General features: G+C 72.8%; 18 protein-coding genes. 15 read left to right on the forward strand and 3 right to left on the reverse strand.

Annotated features, from left to right (window positions below):
• Positions 1–53: 53 nt before the first annotated feature.
• The 6 genes from VMI11_03560 to VMI11_03585 all read left to right on the forward strand — a co-directional run bounded on the left by VMI11_03560 (position 54) and on the right by VMI11_03585 (position 6,554).
• Positions 54–734 (forward strand): SRPBCC family protein, encoded by a 681-nt coding sequence (locus tag VMI11_03560; protein HTY71484.1) that lies wholly within the window; start codon positions 54–56, stop codon positions 732–734.
• Positions 735–754: 20 nt separating this feature from the next.
• Positions 755–1,624, forward strand: coding sequence for a MoxR family ATPase (locus tag VMI11_03565; GenBank protein ID HTY71485.1), 870 nt, complete (start codon positions 755–757; stop codon positions 1,622–1,624).
• Positions 1,617–2,777, forward strand: a complete 1,161-nt coding sequence (locus VMI11_03570) for a VWA domain-containing protein (protein HTY71486.1) — start codon at positions 1,617–1,619, stop codon at positions 2,775–2,777. Before VMI11_03565 ends, VMI11_03570 begins: the two co-directional genes overlap by 8 nt.
• 77 nt (positions 2,778–2,854) lie before the next feature.
• Positions 2,855–3,331: a (2Fe-2S)-binding protein gene (locus VMI11_03575; GenBank protein HTY71487.1), complete on the forward strand. Its 477-nt coding sequence runs from the start codon at positions 2,855–2,857 to the stop codon at positions 3,329–3,331.
• Positions 3,328–5,700, forward strand: a complete 2,373-nt coding sequence (locus VMI11_03580) for a xanthine dehydrogenase family protein molybdopterin-binding subunit (GenBank protein ID HTY71488.1) — start codon at positions 3,328–3,330, stop codon at positions 5,698–5,700. The genes VMI11_03575 and VMI11_03580 overlap by 4 nt, the downstream gene beginning before the upstream one ends.
• Positions 5,697–6,554, forward strand: coding sequence for a xanthine dehydrogenase family protein subunit M (locus VMI11_03585; protein ID HTY71489.1), 858 nt, complete (start codon positions 5,697–5,699; stop codon positions 6,552–6,554). The genes VMI11_03580 and VMI11_03585 overlap by 4 nt, the downstream gene beginning before the upstream one ends.
• Before the next feature lie 267 nt (positions 6,555–6,821).
• Here VMI11_03585 and ligD read toward each other — a convergent pair whose 3' ends face one another.
• Complete coding sequence (gene ligD, locus VMI11_03590) at positions 6,822–7,796, reverse strand: non-homologous end-joining DNA ligase (GenBank protein ID HTY71490.1); 975 nt, start codon at positions 7,794–7,796, stop codon at positions 6,822–6,824.
• Positions 7,797–8,013: 217 nt separating this feature from the next.
• Here ligD and VMI11_03595 point away from each other — a divergent pair, with 217 nt between their 5' ends.
• From VMI11_03595 to VMI11_03615, 5 genes are all read left to right on the forward strand, one after another.
• On the forward strand, positions 8,014–9,330 hold the full coding sequence (locus tag VMI11_03595; GenBank protein HTY71491.1) for a ferredoxin reductase family protein: 1,317 nt from the start codon (positions 8,014–8,016) through the stop codon (positions 9,328–9,330).
• Between the two features lie 36 nt (positions 9,331–9,366).
• Complete coding sequence (locus VMI11_03600) at positions 9,367–10,128, forward strand: FMN-binding protein (GenBank protein ID HTY71492.1); 762 nt, start codon at positions 9,367–9,369, stop codon at positions 10,126–10,128.
• 34 nt (positions 10,129–10,162) lie between these two features.
• Positions 10,163–10,915: an FAD:protein FMN transferase gene (locus VMI11_03605; GenBank protein ID HTY71493.1), complete on the forward strand. Its 753-nt coding sequence runs from the start codon at positions 10,163–10,165 to the stop codon at positions 10,913–10,915.
• Positions 10,916–11,069: 154 nt separating this feature from the next.
• Positions 11,070–11,420 (forward strand): PadR family transcriptional regulator, encoded by a 351-nt coding sequence (locus VMI11_03610; protein ID HTY71494.1) that lies wholly within the window; start codon positions 11,070–11,072, stop codon positions 11,418–11,420.
• Entirely contained in the window at positions 11,417–12,169 is a 753-nt protein-coding gene (locus tag VMI11_03615; GenBank protein HTY71495.1) for a hypothetical protein, read from the forward strand. Before VMI11_03610 ends, VMI11_03615 begins: the two co-directional genes overlap by 4 nt.
• Positions 12,170–12,196: 27 nt before the next feature.
• Here VMI11_03615 and dapD read toward each other — a convergent pair whose 3' ends face one another.
• Positions 12,197–13,117: a 2,3,4,5-tetrahydropyridine-2,6-dicarboxylate N-succinyltransferase gene (dapD, locus tag VMI11_03620; GenBank protein HTY71496.1), complete on the reverse strand. Its 921-nt coding sequence runs from the start codon at positions 13,115–13,117 to the stop codon at positions 12,197–12,199.
• Between the two features lie 19 nt (positions 13,118–13,136).
• On the opposite strand from dapD, the gene VMI11_03625 reads away from it, so the two are divergent.
• Entirely contained in the window at positions 13,137–13,832 is a 696-nt protein-coding gene (locus tag VMI11_03625; GenBank protein ID HTY71497.1) for a VOC family protein, read from the forward strand.
• Positions 13,829–14,893, forward strand: coding sequence for a succinyl-diaminopimelate desuccinylase (gene dapE, locus VMI11_03630; protein ID HTY71498.1), 1,065 nt, complete (start codon positions 13,829–13,831; stop codon positions 14,891–14,893). The genes VMI11_03625 and dapE overlap by 4 nt, the downstream gene beginning before the upstream one ends.
• A 192-nt stretch (positions 14,894–15,085) precedes the next feature.
• On the opposite strand, the gene VMI11_03635 is transcribed toward dapE, so the two are convergent.
• The gene (locus VMI11_03635; protein HTY71499.1) at positions 15,086–15,640 is read right to left on the reverse strand and encodes a YceI family protein; all 555 of its coding nucleotides are present in this window, start codon (positions 15,638–15,640) and stop codon (positions 15,086–15,088) included.
• Positions 15,641–15,870: 230 nt separating this feature from the next.
• Here VMI11_03635 and VMI11_03640 point away from each other — a divergent pair, with 230 nt between their 5' ends.
• Complete coding sequence (locus tag VMI11_03640; protein ID HTY71500.1) at positions 15,871–16,695, forward strand: TIGR00730 family Rossman fold protein; 825 nt, start codon at positions 15,871–15,873, stop codon at positions 16,693–16,695.
• A complete protein-coding gene (locus VMI11_03645) occupies positions 16,692–17,300 on the forward strand; it encodes a TIGR00730 family Rossman fold protein (GenBank protein ID HTY71501.1) in 609 nt (202 codons plus the stop codon). The genes VMI11_03640 and VMI11_03645 overlap by 4 nt, the downstream gene beginning before the upstream one ends.
• The last annotated feature ends 22 nt before the right edge of the window (positions 17,301–17,322 follow it).

A 17,322-nucleotide genomic window follows, 5' to 3' on the forward strand; every position in this document is an offset into this window, starting at 1 on the left:
CGACGCACCGAAGGACATCGCCGCCTTGATCGGACGCCTTGATCGGAGGATCCGTGGATCTGCAGAACTCCTTCGTCGTGCCCGCGCCGGTGGACGACGCGTGGGCCAAGCTGCTCGAGCTCGAGGCGGTCGCGCCCTGCCTGCCCGGCGCGAGCCTGACCGGTCGCGAGGGCGACACCTTCTCCGGGACGGTGAAGGTGAAGCTGGGTCCGGTCACGATGACGTACGGCGGCACCGGCAAGTTCGTGGAGCTCGACCCCGCGTCGCACCGAGCGGTCATCGAGGCCGCCGGCAAGGACAGCCGGGGCTCCAGCACGGCCAAGGCACTGATCCACACCCAGCTCGTCGAGGAGGAGCCCGGGCGCACCCGAGTGGACGTCACGACCGACCTGGCGATCACCGGACGCCCGGCGCAGTTCGGCCGGGGGGTCATGCAGGACGTCGCCGGCCGCATCATCGACCAGTTCGCGGCGAACCTCTCGGACCTGATGGCAGCGCCGGCGCCGGGAGAGACGCCTGCGCCCGAGGTGGGCGCTGCCGGTGGCGAGCTCCCGAGCGCCCCGCCGGCCCAGGCCGGCGAGGCTGGGCCCGCCGCCGCGCCGCAGCCTCGCCGCGAGGAGGCGATCGACCTCCTGCAGGCCGCCGGGACGCCGGTGCTGAAGAGGCTGCTGCCCGTGCTGGCGGGAGCCGTCGTGCTCCTCATCGTCTGGCGGGTCCTGCGACGGGCCCGGTGACCTTGGACGATCTCGCCGACCTGGTCCCGGACCCGGAGACCACTGCCCGACGGCTGGCTCAGGTGGGGTATCTGGCCGACCTCGGACTGGCCACGGCGCTCCACCTCGCCGTCCGCCTGCCGCAGCCGGTCCTGCTCGAGGGCGAGGCGGGCGTCGGCAAGACGCACGCCGCCGTGGCGCTCGCGACCATGCTCGACACGCCCCTGCTGCGCCTGCAGTGCTACGAGGGCATCGACGCCGCCGAGGCCCTCTACGAGTGGAACTACCCGCGCCAGCTGCTGGGCATCCGCCTCGCGGAGGCGCAGGGTCGCGCGCTCAGCGAGGGCGACCTGTTCTCGCGCGAGTACCTCGTCGAGCGGCCGCTGCTTCGCGCGGTGGAGCACCCTGGACCGAGGCCCGCCGTCCTGCTCGTCGACGAGGTCGATCGTGCCGATGAGGAGTTCGAGGCGTTCCTCCTCGAGCTGCTCGCCGAGTCCTCGGTGACCATCCCGGAGCTCGGCACCGTCCGGGCCCACGTGGCACCCGTGGTGGTGCTGACGTCGAACCGCACGAGGGACCTGCACGACGCGCTCAAGCGGCGCTGCCTCTACCACTGGATCGACTACCCCGGACTGGACCGCGCGACGGCCATCGTGCGACTGCGCGTGCCGCAGGCCGACGTCGAGCTGGCCGGTCAGGTGGCGGCAGCCGTCGGCCGGCTGCGCGACCTGGACCTGCAGAAGCCGCCCGGTGTCGCCGAGGCGGTCGACTGGCTGCGTGCGCTCACCGTGCTCGGGCTCGGCCCGCTGGACGAGGCGGCCGTCGGGCGCACCCTGGGCTCGGCCCTGAAGTACCGCGAGGACCTCGAGCTGGCCCAGGAGCGCGGGCTGGCCTGGGTGGCCGGTGCCTGACCTCGCCGAGACGGCGGCGGCGTTCGGGCGGCGCCTGCACGAGGCCGGTGTCCCGGTGACGCCCGAGCGCAGCGCGACCTTCGCTCGTGGCGTCCTCGTCGCCGCGCCGGCCGCCCTCGGTGCGCTCTACTGGGTCGGGCGCGTCACCCTGGTGTCCTCGCGCTCGGACCTGCCGGTGTACGACCGGGTGTTCGCGGAGGTGTTCGGCGCGGCGGCGGGCGAGGTCGACGAGCCGGGCGGGCCTGACCGAGGTCGGCCCCGCCCCCGCGCCGCCGTCGACGACGACGAGGCGGGTCCTTCGCTCGGCCGGGCGCGCGCCGACGTCCGGCTGGGAGGAGAGCAGCCGCAGTCCGCCGTCGACGACCAGCCGGCGGCTCTGCCGGCCGTCGACGACACCGAGCGGCTGCACGACGTGCACTTCGCGCGCTGCACCCCTGAGGAGCTGCAGCTGCTCGCCGCGCTGGTCAGCCGGCTCCCCGTCGAGGTGCCGCTTCGCGAGACGCGGCGCTCTCGGCGCCATCCGCGCGGACGCCGCATCGACGTCCGCGCGAGTGTGCGGGCAGCGAGGTCGACGGCGGGGGACCCGGTCCGGCTGGTACGCCGCAAGCGACGCCAGCGCCCGCGTCGGCTCGTCCTCATCGCGGACGTGTCGGGGTCGATGCAGCCGTACGCGCGGGTGTACCTGCATCTGATGCGTGGGGCGGTCCGATCCCTCGACGCAGAGGCCTTCGTGTTCGCGACGCGGCTGACACGCCTGACTCGTCTCCTCAGCTACGGCAGAACTGACCAGTCCTATGCCGCAGTTGCGGCAGGAGCCCCGGACTGGTCGGGCGGCACCAGGATCGGGGCGGCGCTGGCCGCGTTCCTCGACCAGCACGGCCGACGCGGGCTGGCCCGCGGCGCGGTGGTCGTCATCGTCTCCGACGGCTGGGAGCACGGGTCGCCAGAGGTGCTGCGCGAATCGATGGAACGCTTGTCCCGCCTCGCGAATCACGTCGTCTGGGTCAACCCGCGCGTGGCGGCCGCGGGCTTTCGCCCGCTCACCGGCGGGATGGCAGCCGTGCTGCCCTATGTTGACTCGCTGGTCAGCGGGCACTCGGTGCGCGCCGTCGAGGAGGTCCTGCGCGCGATCCGTGACGGACGCCCGACGTGATCCCTCGCGATGCGTGGCGGTGATGACTTTTCCGACATAGAGTCCGGCCACAGCCTGCCAACCACGATGGAGTGGCCATGGTCCGGATCAGCGTCAACGTCGACGGTGTCCGCCACGAGGACGACGTGGAGCCGCGGCTCCTGCTCGTGCACTGGCTTCGTGACTCGCTCGGCAAGGGCGGCACCCCGATCGGGTGCGACACCTCCAACTGCGGGACCTGCACGGTCCTCATCGACGGCCGCAGCGCGAAGTCGTGCAGTGTCCTCGCCGTCCAGGCAGACGGCACTCGGGTCACCACGATCCAGGGGCTGGCCAACGGGGAATGGCATCCGGTCCAGACGGCCTTCAGGGAGTGCCACGGGCTGCAATGCGGCTACTGCACCCCTGGCATGGTGCTCGCGGCGGTCGACCTGCTCTCGGAGAACCCGACCCCGACAGAGCAGGAGATCCGTGAGGGGCTCGAGGGCAACCTCTGTCGCTGTACCGGGTATCAGAACATCGTGAAGTCCGTCCAGGCCGCGGCTGCCGCGATGGCGGAGGGGGCGGAGCGATGACCGAGACCGTCGAGCGCGCGACCGCGATCGGCAGCCCCGTCCGTCGCAAGGAGGACGCGCACCTGCTGACCGGCGCGACGCAGTGGACCGACAACCTCACCGTCGGCGGTGAGCTGCACATGGAGATCCTTCGCAGCCCGGTCGCGCACGCGCGGGTCGCACGGCTGGACGTCTCGGCGGCGCTGCAGCGCCCTGGCGTGGTCGCGGCGTTCGGGGCGGCGGAGCTCGGGGACCTCAACGGCAAGATCCCCTGCGTGTGGCCGGTGACCGACGACATCGTGATGCCGGACTTCCCAGCGCTCGCGACGGACGAGGTCCGCCACGTCGGCGACTGCGTCGCCGTCGTGCTGGCGACCAGCCGCTACGCGGCTGCGGACGCTCTGGACGCGATCGACGTCGACTACGACGAGCTGCCGGCGGTCGTCGACATGGAGGCGGCGCTCGCGTCGGGGTCGCCGCTCGTGCACGGCGCCGCGGGCACGAACAAGTGCTACACCGCCACGCTCACCGGTGGCGACTACGCCGCCGCCAAGGCCAAGGCCGACGTCGTCGTGTCGCGCCGATTCGTCCAGCAACGGCTCATCCCGTCCCCGATGGAGCCCCGCGCGGTCATCGCCTCCCCGCTCGGTGCGACGGGCGAGATCACGCTGTGGTCGTCCACGCAGATCCCGCACATCGTGCGCGTGCTGCTGTCCCTCACGACCGGGATCCCGGAGAACAAGCTGCGCATCATCGCTCCCGACGTCGGGGGCGGCTTCGGCTCGAAGCTGCAGTACTACCGCGAGGAGCTGCTCGCGACCGTCATCGCGAACAAGCTCGGCCGTCCGGTGCGGTGGACGGAGAGCCGCAGCGAGAACACCGTGGCCACCCACCACGGCCGCGACCAGATCCAGGACATCGAGATCTGCGCGAAGAGCGACGGCACCATCCTCGGTCTGAAGGTCGACCTCCTCGCGAACATGGGGGCCTACCTGCAGATCATCACCCCCGGCATCCCGCTGCTCGGCATGTTCATGTACAACGCGATCTACAAGATGGAGGCACTGGACTTCCGGTGCACCGGCGTGTTCACGACGACGACGCCGACCGACGCCTACCGGGGTGCTGGGCGCCCGGAGGCGACGTACGCGATCGAGCGCATCGTCGACGAGCTCGCGGCCGAGCTCGGGCGGGAGCCCTTGGAGCTGCGCAAGCAGAACTGGATCAGGCACGAGGAGTTCCCCTTCACCACGATCGCGGGCCTGACCTATGACAGCGGCAACTACGAGGCGGCGACCGACCGCGCCGTCGAGCTGTTCGGATACGACGCGCTGCGCGCGGAGCAGGCCAAGCGCCGGGCCGACAACGACCCGGTACAGCTGGGGATCGGCATCTCGACCTATACCGAGATGTGCGGCCTTGCGCCGTCGCGCGTCCTGGCGTCACTGAAGTACGTCGCCGGCGGCTGGGAGAGCTGCACGATCCGCGTGCTCCCGCTCGGCAAGGTCGAGCTCATCACGGGGACCTCACCCCACGGCCAGGGCCACGAGACGTCATGGAGCCAGATCGCCAGCGACTACCTCGGGATCCCGGTCGAGGACATCGAGGTGGTGCACGGCGACACCGGCCGGGCCCCGTACGGCATGGACACCTATGGCTCGCGCTCACTCGCCGTGGGGGGTCAGGCCATCAAGCGGGCGGCGGAGAAGGTCGTCGACAAGGCCCGGGTGATCGCTGCTCACCAGATGGAGGCCAACCCGGACGATCTCGAGTTCGTCGACGGCGCCTTCCGCGTCAAGGGCGACCCCGAGAAGTCGACGACGATCCAGGCCGTGGCTTTCGAGGCGTTCTCCGCGCACAACCTGCCCGACGGCATGGACCCGACGCTGTCCGGTGAGGCCACGGTCGATCCGGCCGACTTCTCCTTCCCGCACGGGACCCATCTGTGCGCTGTCGAGGTCGACACCGAGACGGGCCTGGTCCGTATCCGCTCGTACGTCGCCGTCGACGACATCGGCCGCACGATCAACCCGATGATCGTCGAGGGTCAGGTCCATGGGGGCATCGTCCAGGGCATCGGGCAGGCCCTCTTCGAGGGCGCGGTGTACGACAGCAACGGGCAGCTCCTCACGGCCTCCCTCGCCGACTACCTGCTGCCCAGCGCGGCCGACCTGCCGAACCTGGTCACCGACCGCACGGAGACGCCGTCGACCACGCACCCCTTGGGCACCAAGGGCGTCGGGGAGGCGGGGACCATCGCCTCGACCCCGGCGGTCATGAACGCGGTGGTGGACGCCCTGCGCCCGCTCGGCGTGACCGACGTCCTCATGCCCGCGTCACCGCAGAACGTGTGGAGAGCCATCCAGGCGGCCCAGGGAGGTGCGGCATGATCCCGGCCTCGTTCGACTACGTCCGCGCGTCGACCGTCGCGGAGGCGGTCTCGGCGCTCGCCTCCGGTGGGGAGGACGCGAAGGTCCTCGGCGGCGGCCAGTCGTTGATGCCCCTCCTTCGGACCCGCCTCGCCGCGCCCAGCGTGCTCGTGGACTGCAGCCGGGTCGCCGAGATGCAGGGGGTGCGCGACGACGGTGACGCCCTCGTCGTCGGCGCGGGGACGACGCACCACGCCGTGCTCCACGACCCCCTGGTCCGCGAGCACGCCCCGCTGGTCGCGGCCGCGACGGCCACCGTCGCCGACCCGGCCATCCGGCACCGCGGGACCTTCGGGGGCTCCCTCGCCCATGCCGACCCGGCCGGGGACCTGCCGGCCGTCGCGGTGGCGCTCGACTTCGCGTTCCTCGCCCAGGGCCCGTCCGGCCAGCGCACGATCGCCGCCAAGGACTTCTTCGTCGACTACTTCACGACGTCCTTGGCCGCCGACGAGGTCCTGGTGTCGGTGCGGGTGCCCAAGCTCGGCGCTGGGTGGGGGTACGACTACCAGAAGTTCCACCGCACCGCCCAGGCGTGGGCGATCGTCGGCGTCGCCGCGGCGGTCCGTCGCTCGAACGGGTCGATCGCCGAGGCCCGCCTGGGGCTGACCAACATGGGGGCGACCCCGATCCGTGCGGCATCGGTCGAGGCGGCGTTGGCCGGCGTGGCGGCGACCACGGACGGGGTGCGGGCGGCGGCGGCGCACGCGGCGGACGGCACGCACCCGACGAGCGACCTGCACGCCGACGCGGCGTACCGGGAGCACCTCGCCCGGGTACTGACCCGCCGCGCCGTCCTCGCCGCCGCTGGCGCCTGAGGCCCATCGACGCCGAGAACGGGCACAGGCTTCCTGCGGTTTCTGCATCCGCCGCGGCTTCGCCGCGAGCTCCCTACGAAACCTCCGGAACCCTGCGCCCGTTCTCGACTGAGGGCCGCGCCGCCGCTGGCTCCTGAGGCCCATCGGGGCCGAGAACGGGCACAGGCTTCCTGCGGTTGCTGCATCCGCCGCGGCTGTCGCTGCGAGCTCCCTAGGAAACCTCCGGAACCGTGTGCCCGTTCGAGGCGGCGGGCCGAGCAGGTGGGGCTACGGTTCGCGGGTGACGTCGGCGGGGTCCTTGTCGGGGCGCAGGCCGCGCCAGCTCGGGTGGCGCAGGCGTCCGGCCGAGGTCCACTCGCCGTAGGAGACCTCACCGACCAACAGGGGCTCGACCCACACGGCGTCGCGCGCGTCCTCGCGGGGCAGCGCGGTGGCGAAGGGTGGGGTGGGCCGCCGCAACGGCTCGAGCGCCTCGCCCAGGGCGGCGAGGGCGGCGTCGCTGAAGCCGGTGCCGACGTGCCCGACGTAGTCCAGGCCGGCGTCGCCCCGCACGCCCAGCAGGAGCGAGCCGATCCGGCCGGCCCGCCCGCCCTGCCCCGGTCGCCATCCGCCCACCACGACCTCCTGCATGCGCACGTGCTTGACCTTCAACCACGAGGTTGAGCGCCGTCCGGGCAGGTAGTGGGAGTCCCGCCGCTTGGCCACCACGCCCTCGAGCCCGGCCGCCTTGCTGGCCTCCAGCGCGGCGCTCCCTGCTCCCGCGAAGGCGGGTGGGACGTCCCAGGACCCGGTGGGCACCAGACGTTCCAGGGCGGTCCTGCGGGCGTCGTAGGACTCGTCGAGCAGGGAACGCCCGTCGAGCCAGAGCAGGTCGAAGGCGAGGAAGGTCACGGGGACGGTCGCGGACAGCCGGCGGACGGCTCCGGGGTCGACCACGTGCATGCGCTGCTGGAGCAGGCCGAAGTCCGGCCGGCCGGCGGCCCCGGCGGCGACGAGCTCGCCGTCGACGATCGCCCCCCGACCGCGCAGGCTGTCGGCCACCGCCTGGACCTCCGGGTAGGTGGGAGTGATATCCCGGTCGTTTCGGCTGAGGGCCCTCGCGCGGCCGTCACGGACGTACACGACCGCGCGCACGCCGTCCCACTTCATCTCGAATGCCCAGGCGGCCTCGGCCGCGCCCTTGGGCAGCTCGCCCGCCGTCGCCAGCATCGGCCGGATGAGCGAGGGCATCTCGGGGCTCACCGCTCGATCATCGCCGCTGCTCGCACGCGCGTCGGCCGGGTCCTCCGCAGACACGCTCACCCGATCGGGGCATCGCCTGCTCCCGGCTCGGCTGTCGAGATCACCTCCAGGCCCCCGCTCGCCGCCGCGGCGAGCTCCTCGACGAGCGCGGCGTCCATCTCCCCGGCCGGATGGGCGTGGCGTCGCGGGGACCGGGTCGGGGCCGGGAGGGGTGCTCGTGCGCTCGAACCGCCTGGCCCGGCCGCTCGGCGCGGCCGCGGCGGTCGTCGGGCTGCTCGTCGTCGGGTACGGCTGGCGCGTCCAGGCGACGTACGCCCTGCACGGGCCTGGCGGGCTCGCGACGACGGGGGGCAGCCTCGCGGCGCTCGCCGGCGCCTACCTGTGCCTGCTCTGCCTGCTCATCGTGGCCCGGGTGCCGGCGCTCGAGCGCCGGGTCGGCCAGGAGGTCCTCGTCGCCTGGCACCGTCGGCTCGCGCCGTGGGCCCTCGTCCTCATCGGCCTGCACGTCGTGCTGGTGAGCGTCGGGTACGCCCGCGCGGCCCGGGTCGACCTCGCGCACGAGGTCTGGAGCCTGGTCACCGGCTACCCGTGGATGCTCCCCGCGGCCGCGGCATTCGTCGCGATGGTGAGCCTCGGGGTGGTGTCCTGGCGCCCGCTGCGGCGGCTGATGAGCTACGAGACCTGGTGGGTCAGCCACCTGTACTTCTACCTCGCGGTCGGCCTCGCCTTCGGCCACCAGGTCACCAACGGCACCGTCTTCCCCGGCCACGACCTGGCCCGCTGGGCGTGGACCGGGCTCTACCTGGTGGTCGCAGCCGCGCTCGTCGGCTACCGCGTCGTCCTTCCGGTCCTTCGCTCGACCCGGCACCGGCTGCGGGTCGCCGCCGTCGTCCGGGAGTCGCCCCAGGTGGTGAGCGTGTACGTCTCCGGTCGGGACCTGCACGCGCTGCGCGCGCGTGGCGGGCAGTACTTCGGCTGGCGCTTCCTGACCCGAGAGTGGTGGTGGCAGGCGCACCCGTACTCGCTGTCCGCGGCGCCGGACGGCCGTACCCTGCGCATCACGGTCAAGGGGCTCGGGGACCACAGCCACGACCTCGCCCGGCTCCGCGTCGGGACACGGGTGCTGGCCGAAGGCCCGTACGGCGTGTTCACCGCCGACACCCGCAGCAGTGACAGCGTGGTCGCGATCGCCGGAGGGGCCGGGATCGCGCCGATACGTTCGCTGCTCGACGAGCTGCCCCCCGGCGTCAGCGTGACCCTGCTCTTCCGCGTGCCGCGCGTCGACTCGGCGCCCTTGCGCGCCGAGCTCGAGGCGCTGGTGACGGCGCGCGGGTGGCGCCTCTGGTACCTCGAGGGGGACCGCAGCCAGCACCCGCTGGACGCCGCCGAGCTCCAACGGCTGGCGCCGGAGATCCGCCGGGCCGACGTGTACGTCTGCGGGCCGGAGTCCTTCTCCACGGCCGTCTTCGACGCCGCCCGCCGGCTCGGGGTGCCCGAGCAGCGGCTCCACCACGAGTCGTTCGCGATGGTCTGAGGTGGTCGTCGTGACGAGGTCGTCGGTGAGCGCATCATGAGGCGGGCCCTGCTCGTCTCCGCCGGCACCGTGGCGGGCGTCGCCGCCGTGCTGTCGTACTCCCCTGCGTCCCCGACCCTGGTGGACACTTCCTCGGCCGGGCCGCTGCATGTGGGAACGGTCGGGGACGGACCGCCGGCCGTCCTGCCCGCCGGGCCCTCGCCCTCGCCGTCACCCGTCACGACGCACGCCGCCAAGGCCAACGCGAAGGCGACGAAGCCCACGGCGTCCGCCCACCGAAGCGCGCGGGCCAAGCCCGCGCGATCCTCCCCGCGAACGTCAGCTGCGCCGAGCCCGGTGAGCGGGGGCCCGCTCACCTCCAAGCCCGCCTCGAAGCCGTCGTCGACGCCCACGGCATCGACGTCATCGCCGAAGGCCTCCCCCAAGCACTCACCGAAGCCATCGCCCAAGCCGACGCCGAAGCCGACGCCGAAGCCGACGCCGAAGCCGAAGCCGAAGCCCACCCCGACGCCGTCTCCGACGCCGACGACCAAGACCTTCACCGTGTCGGTGCAGATGCACTACGGAACGATCACCGTCACCCTGACCACGGTGTCCGGGCAGTTCTTCGACGTGCACGGCACGGCCAACGCGTCCAGCCAGCACTCGCGGGAGATCGACGCCCAGGCGCTGCCCGTGCTGCGCGAGGAGGCCCTGGCGGCGAAGTCGGCCAACATCGCCAACGTGTCGGGGGCGACGTTCACCTGCAACGCCTACAAGCAGGCGCTGTCGGCCGCGATGTCGCAGGCCGGCCTCTGATCCCCGCCTCGCGCGGCTCTGTGATCATGCGGTCGTGACCTGGCAGGCGGCGACCCGCGAGATCGACGTGTGGAGCACGACGGTGCGCCTCGACGTCCGGGGCGAGACGGTGGCGCGAGCGCCGGGCGCCTTCGACCGCGTGGGTGCCTTCCTCGACGACGTGGACGCCTGGTTCTCGACCTTCCGGGACGACACCCCCGTCCACCTGATCCGCAGCGGCCGGCTGGCCGAGGAGGACGCGCCTGCCATCGTGCGCCAGGTGCTAGCCGCGTGCCGGATCGCGCGCGACCTCACTGCGGGCGCGTTCGACCCGTGGGCCGTACCGGGCGGGGTCGATCCGAGTGGCTACGTCAAGGGCTGGGCGGCCGCCCGGGCGTGCACGATGCTGCGCGAGGCCGGGTTCGCCAACGTCTCGGTCAACGCCGGCGGTGACGTGGTCTGCCGGGGCGCGGCGGCGCCGGGGGAGCCGTGGCGGATCGGCGTACGGCATCCGGTCGAGACGGACAAGGTGGCCCGGGTGGTCGAGGTCCACGACGGGGCGGTGGCGACGTCGGGGACCTACGAGCGCGGTCTGCACGTCATCGACCCCGCCACCGGCCGGCCGGCCGCCGATGTCGTCTCGGCGACCGTGGTCGGGCCCGACGGTGGTCTCGCCGACGCCGCCGCCACCGGCCTGGTGGTGGCCGGGGTGGCCGGCCTCTCCTGGCTGCCGCGGTTCCCCGGGCAGTGGTCGGCGTACGTCGTCGTCGGCGACACCGCCACCTTCACCGGCCCGGCCTTCTCCTGACCCACCCTGCTCCCGTCCTTTCCGAATGAACGCGGCGTTCCTCCAATAGGTCCGAAGGAACGCCGCGTTCATTCGGATCAACGGGCGCCCTGGTCGGGTGGGGAAGCGCGGTGGGGGCTGGCGGGGATGATGGTCTGGTACTACCTTGTGAGACATGGAACCGGGTGAGGCACGATTGCCGCTCACCCAGCTGCGTCGAGGGGTCCTGGAGTTCTGCGTGCTCTCACTGCTGCGGGACGAGGAGCTGTACGGCTTCGACCTGGTCCGGCGGCTCTCCGACGTCGACGGCATGGTCACCAGCGAGGGCACGATCTACCCCCTGCTCTCACGCCTGAGGCGGGACGGCTGGGTCAAGACGTCGTGGCGGGAGTCGGAGTCCGGCCCGCCCCGCCGGTACTACGCGCTGACCCCGTCCGGGCGTACGGCACTCGCGGGATTCGTCGAGGAGTGGCGCCGCTTCCGCGACGCCGTCGAGACGTTCTTGGGCACGGAGGACACCACATGAACGAGACGGATCGCACCGATCGCCTGGTCGACGACTACCTGCGTCGGCTCGAGAAGGCGGCGTACGCGCTGCCGCCCGGACGCCGCGCCGAGCTCGTCCTCGAGATCCGTGACCACATCGTCGAGGCACGGGCCAGCGCTGATGGCGCGACCGACGAGGCCTGGACCCGCACCTTGCTCGATCGGCTGGGGACGCCGGAGGAGATCGTGGCTGCGGCGACCGACGGACAGCAACCCCCTCCCCAGCATCAGTCCGTGCCACCTCCGACAGCGACAGAGGCGGCGGCGCCTCCTCCGCCGGTCACGGAGGCTGCCCCGCCGACGCCGCCTCCTCCGCCGGTGACAGAGACTGCGCCACCGACGGCGCCGCCGCCAGCGGTTCAGGGGTCTCACGTGTCCACGGCGGCGCGATGGGGAGGCCTGGAGATCGCTGCGGTCGCGCTTCTGGCCGTGGGCGCCTTCGTCCTCCCCGGGGTGGGGTCGCTGATCGGGCTCCTGCTTGCCTGGGTGTCCTCGGCGTGGACCACCGGCGAGAAGCTCCTCGCCTCAGCCGTCGTCGCGCTGGGGACGGCAGTGCCGCTGCTGGCCCTGCGCGCCGTCCTGAGTGACTTCCGGATGGGGGCGCCCGTGATGTCCAGCTTCAGCGTGTCCGGCGGACTCGGGCTCTACCCCGTGGTGATCCTGCTCGCCGGCCTGACAGGGCCGCTTGCGGCGGGATTCCTCGCGATCAGGCTGAGCGGCCGCCGCTGACCCCGCCGACGCGGAGGTCGACGCCAGTCAGTCGTTGGCGTGCAGGGCGGCGTTGAGCCCGCCCCAGTCGCCGGTACGCGCGATCGCCTCGACCCGTCCGGTCGTGGAGTTGCGTCGGAACAGCAGTCCGTCGCGACCGGAGAGCTCGGCCGCCTTCAGCGTCGAGCCGTCCGGCAGGGCGACCTTGGTGCCCGCAGTGACGTACAGCCCGGCCTCGACGACGCAGTCGTCGCCGAGGGAGATGCCGATCCCGGCGTTGGCGCCCACCAGGCAGCGCCGCCCGATCGACACGACGTGCCGGCCACCGCCGGAGAGCGTCCCCATCACCGACGCGCCGCCGCCGATGTCCGAGCCGTCGCCGACGACCACCCCGGCCGAGAGGCGTCCCTCGACCATCGAGGCACCCAGCGTCCCCGCGTTGTAGTTGACGAACCCCTCGTGCATCACGGTCGTCCCCGAGGCGAGGTGGGCACCAAGCCGGACGCGGTCGGCATCTGCGATCCGTACGCCCTCCGGCACGACGTAGTCCACCATCCGCGGGAACTTGTCCACGCCGTGCACCGTCAGCGGGCCGTCCGCCCGCAGCCGCAGCCGGACGTTCTCGAAGCCGGCGACCGCGCACGGCCCCGCGGAGGTCCACACCACGTTGGCGAGCAGGCCGAAGACGCCCTCGAGGTTCGCCTCGTGCGGGGCGAGGAGGCGGTGGGAGAGCAGGTGCAAGCGCAGGTACACGTCGGCCGCGTCGAGCGGCGCATCGTCGAGGGCGGACACCGTGTGCAGGCGGCGTACCTCCACCCCGCGCCGCTCGTCCGCACCCACCAGGGCATCGAGCCCGTCGACGTCGGGGGTGTCGAGGCCGAGCGCCGGCGAGGGGTACCACGCGTCGAGCAGCGCGCCGTCGGCGCCGTACGTCGCGACGCCGTGAGCTGAGGCGGAGCGGGAGGTCACGCGGGCTAACGTAGGCGATGTGGCGGACCAGGGGAGCGTGGGCGACGGCGTGGTCCGCTTCAAGGCGTTGTGCATCGACGCGCGGGACCCGGTCGCGGTCGCCACGTTCTGGGCGACGGCCCTCCACCTGCTCGCCGACCAGCTCGACGACGGCGACATCGTGCTGCGTGGCCGTACGTCGACCGACGACGTGTGGCTCAACCACGTCGACCCCGTCCCCGCCGAGCAGCGGGTCGCCCTGACGGTGGGCGGGGACGCGCAGCTGGTGTCGGACCTGGTCGCCCTGGGCGGGGGCGTGCTGCGCGGGCGCGAGGAGCCGACGGATCCGTGGGCGCTGCGCGACCCGGAGGGCGGGGTTCTCTACGTGGTGCCCGACGAGCGCGGTCTGCGCGAGGTGATGGTCGATGCCGCGGACCCCGAGGCGTTGGCGCGGTGGTGGGCGGCGATGCTCGGCGGGGTGGCGGCGGCGGCCTCGGGGGGCGGGTGGTACGTCGCCGACGTACCGGCAGCCCCGTTCGCCGCGCTGCGCTTCGTCGCCGGCGGGGGCCAGCGCCAGGCCAAGATCCGGACCCACTGGGACGTCGACGGCGACTACGAGGACGTGCTCGCCCGCGGCGCCACCCTGGTCCGACGCCGTGACGACGAGATCGACTGGGACATCTGCGCGGACCCCGAGGGCAACGAGTTCTGCGTGTTCGCCGAGGAACGGCCTTGACCGATCTGGACGCCGACGCCGACGTCGTCACGCTCACGGCGGCCCTCGTCGACATCCCCTCCGAGAGCCACCACGAAGGACCGCTGGCCGACGCCGTCGAGGCTGAGCTGCGGACCAGACCCTGGCTGGACGTGGTCCGCGACGGCGACACCGTGGTCGCCCGGACCCGGCTGGGGTGTGGCGAGCGGGTGGTCTTCGGGGGTCACCTCGACACCGTGCCGGCAGCCGGCAACCTGCCGTCGCGCCTGGACGGGGATCTCCTGTACGGCCTCGGGTCCTGCGACATGAAGGGCGGGGTCGCCGTCATGCTGCGCCTGGCGGCGACGGTGGCCGAGCCGGTGCGCGACGCGACGTACCTGTTCTACGAGGCCGAGGAGGTGGAGGCGGAGTTCAACGGGCTGCTCCGCCTCGCCCGTACCTCCCCCGACCTGCTCGTGGGCGACCTCGCGGTGCTGCTCGAACCGACGTCCGCTGGTGTCGAGGGGGGGTGCCAGGGCACGCTGCGCGTGGAGGTGCGCGTCCCCGGCCGCCGCGCCCACACCGCGCGGGCGTGGATGGGCGAGAACGCCGTCCACGCCGCCGCCCCCGTCCTCGAGCGGCTGCGCGCGTACGTCCCCCGGGAGCCCGAGGTGGACGGCCTGACCTACCACGAGGGGCTGCAGGCGGTCGGGATCCGCGGCGGGGTCGCCGGGAACGTGGTGCCCGACGAGTGCGTCGTCACCGTCAACCACCGCTTCGCCCCCGACCGTACGCCGGATCAGGCCGCGGCCCACGTGCGCGAGGTCTTCGCCGACTGGGAGGTCCGGGTCGTCGACGTCGCGGGAGGCGCGCGGCCGGGGCTCACGCTGCCGGCCGCCGAGGCCTTCGTCGAGGCCGTCGGTGCGACGCCCCGCGCGAAGTACGGCTGGACCGACGTGGCGCGCTTCGCCGAGCTGGGCATGCCGGCGCTGAACTACGGGCCGGGCGACCCGATGCTCGCGCACACCCCGCAGGAGCACGTACCGCTGGCCCAGCTGCGCACGTGCGAGGAGCGCCTGCGCGCCTGGCTGACCACCAGCTGACCACCAGCTGCCCCCCCCTGCAGTCAGGAATGAACGCGGCGTTCCTCCAATAGGTTCGGGAGAACGCCGCGTTCATTCCAAGACATGCGGAGGGTGTGCGATCCGAAAGAGGCGTCCCGCTCGGGCCGGGCAGCCTCCGGCGCCGGTCCAGCCGGCGCGGGTTCAGGCGGCGCGGGTTCAGGCGGCGCCGGTTCAGGCGGCCTTGATGGCGCTGATGTCGAGGGTGATCTTCACCTTCTCGCCGACCAGGAGGCCGCCGGTCTCGAGGGCGGCGTTCCAGGTGAGGCCGAAGTCCTTGCGGTTGATCTGCGTCTCGCCCGAGAAGCCGACCCGGGTGTTGCCGAAGGGGTCCACGGCCTGCCCCTCGACCTCGACCTTGATCTCCACGGGCTGGGTGACGCCGTGGATGGTGAGGTCGCCGACGAGCACGTAGTCCTCGCCGTCCGGGCGGACCTCGGTCGAGGCGAAGGTGAGGGTCGGGTACTTCTCGACGTCGAGGAAGTCGGGGCTCTTGACGTGGCCGTCGCGCTGCTCGTTGCCGGTGGTGAAGCTCGTCGCGTCGATCGTCGCGGTCGCGGTGCTGTTGGCCGGGTTCGTCCCGTCGAGCACGAGCTGGCCCTCGAAGCCGGCGAAGGACCCGCGGACGGTGGCGATCCCCGCGTGGCGCACCGAGAAGCCGAGGCGGCTGTGTGCGGCGTCGATCGTCCAGGTGCCGGTCAACTGGGTGGTGGTGGTGGTGACGGTCATCGAAGGCTCCTCGGAGGTCACTGGTTGTGTATTCAACTTTATATCACTCAACTACTTGAGGCGTCAACTGATTCCCTCGGCCGGTCCCGTCGTCCGCCCGGGCCGAGGCTGGGTAGCGTGACCGCGTGGCCACTGACCCGGCACCCGACCCCGCGACCGCCCCGGGCCCGGTCGACCCCGACGACCTGCCGGTGGAGCAGCACCGCGGGCCGGTGACGCTGCGGCGCCGGATGGTCGAGTCGACCACCACCGACCAGCGACTGCTCGACAGCCGCGGGCCCAGCGACTGGGTCCACACCGACCCCTGGCGGGTCCTGCGGATCCAGTCGGAGTTCGTCGAGGGCTTCGGCATGCTCGCGGAGCTCGGCCGGGCGGTGAGCGTGTTCGGCTCGGCCCGTACCCACCGGCACGACCCCGAGTACGCCCTCGGGGTCCGCCTCGGCGCGGCGCTGGCCAACGCCGGCTACGCCGTCATCACCGGCGGCGGCCCCGGCACGATGGAGGCGGCCAACCGCGGGGCCTGCGAGGCCGGCGGTACCTCCGTCGGCCTCGGGATCGAGCTGCCCTTCGAGCAGGGCCTGAACCCGTGGGTCGACATCGGGATCAACTTCCGCTACTTCTTCGCGCGCAAGACCATGTTCGTCAAGTACGCCCAGGGCTTCGTGGTGACGCCCGGCGGCTTCGGCACCCTCGACGAGCTGTTCGAGGCCCTCGTGCTGGTGCAGACCCGCAAGGTGACCTCGTTCCCGATCGTCCTGCTCGGGACGTCGTACTGGCGCGGTCTGGTCGACTGGATGCGCGACACCGTGCTGGAGAGCGGCAAGGTGAGCCCGCCCGACCTGACCCTGCTCCACCTGACCGACGACGTCGACGAGGCGGTGGCCTTCATCCAGGCGAGCGAAGCCGACCGCTCGCACAAGGAGGTCGACGAGCTCGCCTCCCTGCACGCGCTGCAGGTCGCCGAGGAGAGTGCCATGTACACCAACGGCCTGGGCGCCGAGGACCTCGGACCGAGCAGGGGAGAGGCCGGCTACGACCGGCGCCGTACGCCGTGACCGCCCTGTGCGTCTTCTGCGCGTCCTCGACCCGCATCGACGCGCGCCACCTGGACGTCGCGTCCGCGGTGGGTACGGAGATCGGGCGGCGGGGGTGGACGCTCGTCAGCGGCGGCGGCAGCGTCGGCTCCATGGGCGCGCTCGCGCGAGCGGCCCGCTCGGCGGGCGCCCGCACCGTCGGGGTCATCCCGAGGGCCCTGGTCGACCTCGAGGTGGCCGACCACGACGCCGACGAGCTGGTCGTCACCGATGACATGCGTTCCCGCAAGGCGGCGATGGAGGCGCGCTCGGACGCGGTGCTCACGCTGCCCGGCGGCCTCGGCACGCTGGAGGAGCTGTTCGAGACCTGGACCGCGCGCAGCCTCGGCATGCACGCGCGCCCGGTGGTCGTGCTCGACCCGTTCGGCACGTACGCCGCGCTGCGCAGCTACGTGGACCGGCTGGTGGAGCAGGCCTTTGTGCACCCCGAGGCACTCGGCGCCCTGTCCTGGGCCGCCGAGGTGAGCGAGGCCTTCGCGCTCCTGGGGGCGGGCCTGGCCCCCGGGCCGACGCCCCCGGCGCCCACCGCGGTGTCGGCCGAGGACCTGCTGGAGTTCGAGCCCTGACCTCGGTCAGGCAGAACCCGAT

The sequence above is a fragment of the Actinomycetes bacterium genome, assembly GCA_035506535.1.
Lineage (GTDB): Bacteria > Actinomycetota > Actinomycetes > DATJPE01 > DATJPE01 > DATJPE01.

Coding starts and splice junctions, on each gene's coding strand:
- VMI11_03600 (HTY71492.1), top strand. CDS start 9,367: ATGAGGCGGGCCCTGCTCGTCTCCGCCGGCACCGTGGCGGGCGTCGCC.
- VMI11_03580 (HTY71488.1), top strand. CDS start 3,328: ATGACCGAGACCGTCGAGCGCGCGACCGCGATCGGCAGCCCCGTCCGT.
- VMI11_03585 (HTY71489.1), top strand. CDS start 5,697: ATGATCCCGGCCTCGTTCGACTACGTCCGCGCGTCGACCGTCGCGGAG.
- VMI11_03640 (HTY71500.1), top strand. CDS start 15,871: ATGGTCGAGTCGACCACCACCGACCAGCGACTGCTCGACAGCCGCGGG.
- VMI11_03635 (HTY71499.1), bottom strand. CDS start 15,640: ATGACCGTCACCACCACCACCACCCAGTTGACCGGCACCTGGACGATC.
- VMI11_03575 (HTY71487.1), top strand. CDS start 2,855: ATGGTCCGGATCAGCGTCAACGTCGACGGTGTCCGCCACGAGGACGAC.
- VMI11_03615 (HTY71495.1), top strand. CDS start 11,417: ATGAACGAGACGGATCGCACCGATCGCCTGGTCGACGACTACCTGCGT.
- VMI11_03610 (HTY71494.1), top strand. CDS start 11,070: ATGGAACCGGGTGAGGCACGATTGCCGCTCACCCAGCTGCGTCGAGGG.